The organism is Alistipes sp. CAG:268, assembly GCA_000434235.1.
Classification (GTDB): Bacteria; Bacteroidota; Bacteroidia; order Bacteroidales; family Rikenellaceae; genus Alistipes; species Alistipes avistercoris.
Genome location: FR891989.1, coordinates 1 through 4,956 on the forward strand (window position 1 = coordinate 1; position 4,956 = coordinate 4,956).

Genomic DNA, 4,956 nt, shown 5'->3' on the forward strand with positions numbered 1-4,956 from the left:
CGGTTCCGTCTACGAGTGCGAAGAGGGTGTGATCCTTACCCATGCCGACGTTTTCACCGGCGTTGTGGACCGTGCCGCGCTGACGGACGATGATGTTGCCCGCCTTTGCGAACTGGCCGCCGAACAATTTGATGCCGAGTCGCTTGCTTTCCGACTCACGGCCGTTCTTCGAACTACCTACACCTTTCTTGTGTGCCATGTTACTTGCGTTTTAAAGGTTTATGCAACGATTTCCTCGACGAGAATCTGCGTCAGATACTGGCGGTGGCCGTTGCACTTCTGATAGCCGGTGCGACGCTTCTTCTTGAACACCAGAACCTTGTCATCCTTCAGATGCTTCAGGATCTTGCACTTTACTGCGGCGCCTTCTACTACAGGTGCGCCGACTTTAACCTGACCGTCGTTGTCTGTGAGCAGGACTTTGTCGAAACTTACGGACGAATTCTCTTCGCCCTGAAGACGGTGAACATAAAGTTTCCGACCTTTTTCAGCCTTGAACTGCTGACCTGCGATCTCTACTATAACGTACATTAAAATCGATGGTTATGTGTTGAAACATAATTCGGAGTGCAAATATAGGGATAATTCGCGGAACTGCAAGGGGAAAGCACAAAAAAAATCGGTTCGGGCCTTTTGGCACGGTTTTGGGCGGCCGGGCGGGGGCGCCCTTGCTGGGTTGTCCTTTTCTCCTCCGAGGTTGTTCCGAAACGGCAGGGAGCAAAATATGTGGGGGAGATCGTTCGTTTATATGATAAATTCTTGCTACCTTTACGATGGAAAAGCAGATTCCGAAACTTCAAACACGGGCTACGATGATAAATGATAAGGTGCGCATGTATCTGTTGCCTCCGCTCTTTAATGCGGCGGTCCGGGCCGGGGCGGCGATCATGGGCGTATACAAGAACCGCGACGATTACGACATCAGCCTCAAAACGGACCATACGCCGATCACGATAGCGGACCGTCTGGCACACAAGACGATCCGCGAATACCTCGGTCCGACGCGCATTCCGATCCTTTCGGAGGAGGGGCGTGAGATGCGCTACGACGAACGCCGCAACTGGGAGCTCTACTGGCTCGTAGATCCGCTCGACGGAACGGTCGAGTTCATCAAGGGCAACAACGAATTTACGGTAAACATCGCGCTCATGGAGAACAACGTCTGCATGGGGGCCGTGGTCTATGTCCCCTATTTCGGAAAGATGTATGTGGCGGGCCGCGATTCGGGTTCCTACCTCAAGGAGGGGGTCTTCCCGTCGGCCGATGCCTCCTATACCTATGACGAGATCGTGACCGGATGGACCCCGCTTCCGCTGCCTTCTGCGGCTTGCCACGACCACCTGCGGGTGGCCGTTTCGCGTTCGCACCAGACCCCCGAGACCCACGAGCACATCGCCCGCCTGCGGGCTGCACATCCCGACCTGGAGGTCATCGAGCAGGGCAGTTCCTACAAGTTCTGCATGCTGGCCGAGGGGCGCGTGGACTACTACGTGCGGACGACGCACACCTTCGAATGGGATACGGCTGCCGGTGAGCTGATCCTGCGGGAGGCCGGCGGCGAGACCCGTTCGCTGCCCGACGGCGGCGAGTTGAAGTACAACGAGGAGGACCTCCACAATCCGTGGTTCGTCTGCCGGTCGAAGTTCTGCCCGGCGCTGTGACGCCGACGTGTGCCCCGGCGCCCGTGCACTGATTTCCTGTAGTGCTGTGATCTTTCCGGCTGCGGATCCCCGCGGCCGGAATCTTTTTGCCCGTGCGCGGTGGCAGGAATGCTCCGTGCGGCTACTTGTGCTCGATGTCGCAGGCCCCGCAGTTGCCCGAGCACCCCGGCAGGGTCTTCCCCGAGTCGGAGCAGTCGGCGTGTCCGTCGGCTTCGCGGGTCTCCTGCACGGCACACTTGATGCCCAGGCGCTGCATGTTCTTGTTCGTCGAGATCTCCGAATCGATGTGGTGTCCCTTAATCATCAGCGTGAGCGACATTCCGAGGACGAAGAGTCCCACGGCCGCCACGGCGCACAGTACGACGATCAACCAGTCTGGCATGGAAAATGAATTTTTGTCCCGAAATTTGGGGGTTCGGCGGCAAATATATATATTTGTAGGATAAAATGCAAAAAAGTGCCCGGGTGTTTCCGGATAGGTTCCGCCCGGGTTCCGAATACCGATTTGGAAGTTACGAAAAACGCGGATTAGCCATGAAAATCGTCATTGCGGGAGCCGGCGAGATGGGGAGCCATCTGGCCCGCATGCTGAGCGGCAACGGCCATGAGATCACCATCGTGGACAGCGACCCGAAGGCCCTGGCCGAGGTCGCGAGCCTAGCCGACGTCATCTCGGTCGAGGGCGACTCGACGACCTTCGCCGTGCTGCGCCGCGCCGCGGTCCGCAAGTGCGACCTGTTCATCGCCGTAAACCACGAGGAGAATGCCAACATCGTCTCGGCCACGCTGGCCAAGCGCCTCGGGGCGAAGAAGTCGATCGCGCGGATCGACAACAACGAATACCTCGAACCCGACAACAAGGAGATGTTCATCGACATGGGCATCGACTACCTGTTCTATCCCGAGAAGGTTGCGGCCCGCGAGGTGATCAACCTCCTGGGCCATACCTCGACGACCGAGTATGTCGATTTCTCGAGCGGCAAGCTCTCGCTGGCGGTCTTCCGCCTCGAGCCGGCCTCGCCGCTGGTGGGCGAGCCGCTGACGGGCTTCGACGAGGAGCAGGAGTCGCTGAGCTACCGCACGGTCGCCATCACGCGGGGCGGCGAGACGATCATCCCGCGGGTGGGCGAGCGCTACATGGAGGGCGACGTGATCTACGTCATCGCGCGGCAGGACGCCGTGCACCGGGTCATGGAGTTCTCGGGCCGCTCGAACATCGAGATCCGCAACATGATGATCCTGGGAGGTTCGCGCATCGGCATCCGCATCGCCACGGAGCTGCAGGAGGAGATCAACATCAAGCTGGTGGACTACAACGCCGAGAAGGCCTACCGCCTGGCCGAGATGCTCGATAAGACGCTGATCATCAACGAGGACGGTCGCAATACGGAGGCGATGATGGAGGAGGGGCTGTCGAACATGGACGCCTTCGTGGCGGTGACCGGGCGCAGCGAGACGAACATCCTTGCGGCGATGCTGGCCAAGCGCATGGGCGTCAAGAAGGTGATCGCCGAGGTGGAGAACCTCAACTACATCAACCTGGCCGAGTCGATCGGCATCGACACGATCATCAACAAGAAACTGGTCACCGCGTCGAACATCTTCCGCTTCACGATGTCCACCGACGTGCAGGCGATCAAGTGCCTGACGGGCAGCGATGCCGAGGTGCTGGAGTTCATCGTCAAGCCGAACTCCCCGGCCACCAAGGCGCGGATCCGCGACCTGGGGCTTCCCGACGACACGATCGTCGGGGGCATTGTCCGGGGCGACAAGGTCTTCATCGCCGTGGACGACACACAGTGCAACCCCTACGACCGCGTGGTACTTTTCGCCATGCCGGGATCCGTCGGCAAGGTGGGTTATTATTTTAACTGACAGTTCATACCCGGGTCGCCGACCTTCGCGGGGCTCCACGACGGGGCCGGTTGTGTGCGGCGTGCGGGTTCATATAACGAGACGATACGATGTCTTTCCGAAATACGATTCTCAAGGCGTGGTTCTCGCGCCGGGCACGGGCCATCGACCGCTTCCGCCGTCATCCGATCGAGACGCAGGAGCGCATGTTCCGCTATCTGCTGCGCCGGGGGCGGATGACCGAGTTCGGCGACCGCTACAATCTGCGCCACATCCATACCGTGGAGCAGTTCCAGACGCAGGTCGAGACCTTCGACTACGATACGTTCAAAACCTACGTCGAGCGGATGCTCGAAGGGATCCGCAGCGTGACTTCGCCCGGGCGCGTGACGCTCTTCGCCCGCTCGTCGGGCACCACCTCCGACCGCAGCAAGTACATCCCCGTGACGCGCGACTCGCTCTGGTGGAACCACACGCTGGGCATGCGCGACGTGGCGACGCTCTATGCGGCGGCGCACCCGAAGACGCGGGCCTTCGAGGGCAAAACCCTGACGCTGGGGGGCTCCTGTACGCAGGAGGGACGCAACCTGGTCGGCGACCTCTCGGCGCTGCTGATCCACGAGACGACCTTCTGGAGCGGCTGGTTCCGCGCCCCGCGCATCGAGACGGCCATCATCCCCGACTTCGACGCCAAATGCGAGGCCATCTGCCGCGAGTGCGTCGGCGAGCCGGTTACGGCCTTTGCCGGCGTTCCGTCGTGGAACCTCGCGCTGATGCGCCGCGTGCTCGAGTATACCGGGCGGCAGAACCTGCTTGAGGTGTGGCCGCAGCTCGAGATGTTCGCCCACGGCGGTGTGGAGTTCACGCCCTACCGGCAGTCGTTCCGCGAGTTGCTGCCCTCGGACGACTTCGTCTACATGGAGACCTACAACGCCTCGGAGGGCTTCTTCGCCCTGGCCGACGACCCGGCGCGCGACGACATGTTGCTGATGCTCGACTACGGGACCTTCTACGAATTCCGCGACGGAGAGCGCATCGTACCCCTCGAGGGGGTCGAGTGCGGCCGGGTCTACGCGATGCTCATCACCTCGATCAACGGCCTGTGGCGCTATGAGATCGGCGATACGGTCGAGTTCACCTCGACGGCGCCCTACCGCATCCGCTTTGCGGGCCGTACGCGGCAGTACATCAACGTCTTCGGCGAGGAGCTGATCGTCGATAACGCCGACCGGGCCCTGCTTGACGCCTGTTCGAAGACGGGCGCCGTGGTGGCCGAGTACACCGTGGCCCCGTGCTACATGTCCCTGCGCGAGCGGGGCGCCCACGAGTGGGTCGTGGAGTTCGAACGTGAACCCGCCGATCCGGAACGTTTCGCCGGGGCGCTCGACGAGGCGCTGCGGCGGGTCAATTCGGACTACGACGCCAAGCGCCGCACGACGCT

General features: G+C 61.0%; 6 protein-coding genes. 3 read left to right on the forward strand and 3 right to left on the reverse strand.

All coding sequences use genetic code 11. The features are described from left to right. Both rpmA and rplU read right to left on the reverse strand, forming a co-directional pair. Nucleotides 1-199, reverse strand: a 199-nt coding sequence (gene rpmA, locus QZL63_RS04140) for a 50S ribosomal protein L27 (protein ID WP_290585976.1), incomplete at its 3' end; no start/stop codon positions are given. A gap of 20 nt (nucleotides 200-219) precedes the next feature. Beyond that, nucleotides 220-531, reverse strand: coding sequence for a 50S ribosomal protein L21 (gene rplU / locus QZL63_RS04145; protein WP_022308068.1), 312 nt, complete (start codon nucleotides 529-531; stop codon nucleotides 220-222). A gap of 281 nt (nucleotides 532-812) precedes the next feature. Here rplU and QZL63_RS04150 point away from each other — a divergent pair, with 281 nt between their 5' ends. Then, nucleotides 813-1,661 (forward strand): 3'(2'),5'-bisphosphate nucleotidase CysQ family protein, encoded by an 849-nt coding sequence (locus tag QZL63_RS04150; protein ID WP_022308069.1) that lies wholly within the window; start codon nucleotides 813-815, stop codon nucleotides 1,659-1,661. 121 nt (nucleotides 1,662-1,782) lie between these two features. On the opposite strand, the gene QZL63_RS04155 is transcribed toward QZL63_RS04150, so the two are convergent. Further along, entirely contained in the window at nucleotides 1,783-2,043 is a 261-nt protein-coding gene (locus tag QZL63_RS04155) for a hypothetical protein (RefSeq protein WP_022308070.1), read from the reverse strand. 152 nt (nucleotides 2,044-2,195) lie between these two features. Between QZL63_RS04155 and trkA the strand changes: the two genes are divergently transcribed. Together trkA and QZL63_RS04165 are read left to right on the forward strand one after the other, a co-directional pair. Then, nucleotides 2,196-3,536: a Trk system potassium transporter TrkA gene (gene trkA / locus QZL63_RS04160; protein ID WP_022308071.1), complete on the forward strand. Its 1,341-nt coding sequence runs from the start codon at nucleotides 2,196-2,198 to the stop codon at nucleotides 3,534-3,536. A gap of 89 nt (nucleotides 3,537-3,625) precedes the next feature. Beyond that, nucleotides 3,626-4,956: GH3 auxin-responsive promoter family protein (locus QZL63_RS04165; protein WP_290585979.1), on the forward strand; the 1,331-nt coding region annotated here is incomplete at its 3' end.

Bases quoted from the DNA above. Each gene is read 5' to 3' on its own strand.
- rplU (WP_022308068.1), bottom strand. From the start codon at position 531: ATGTACGTTATAGTAGAGATCGCAGGTCAGCAGTTCAAGGCTGAAAAA.
- QZL63_RS04150 (WP_022308069.1), top strand. From the start codon at position 813: ATGATAAATGATAAGGTGCGCATGTATCTGTTGCCTCCGCTCTTTAAT.
- QZL63_RS04155 (WP_022308070.1), bottom strand. From the start codon at position 2,043: ATGCCAGACTGGTTGATCGTCGTACTGTGCGCCGTGGCGGCCGTGGGA.
- trkA (WP_022308071.1), top strand. From the start codon at position 2,196: ATGAAAATCGTCATTGCGGGAGCCGGCGAGATGGGGAGCCATCTGGCC.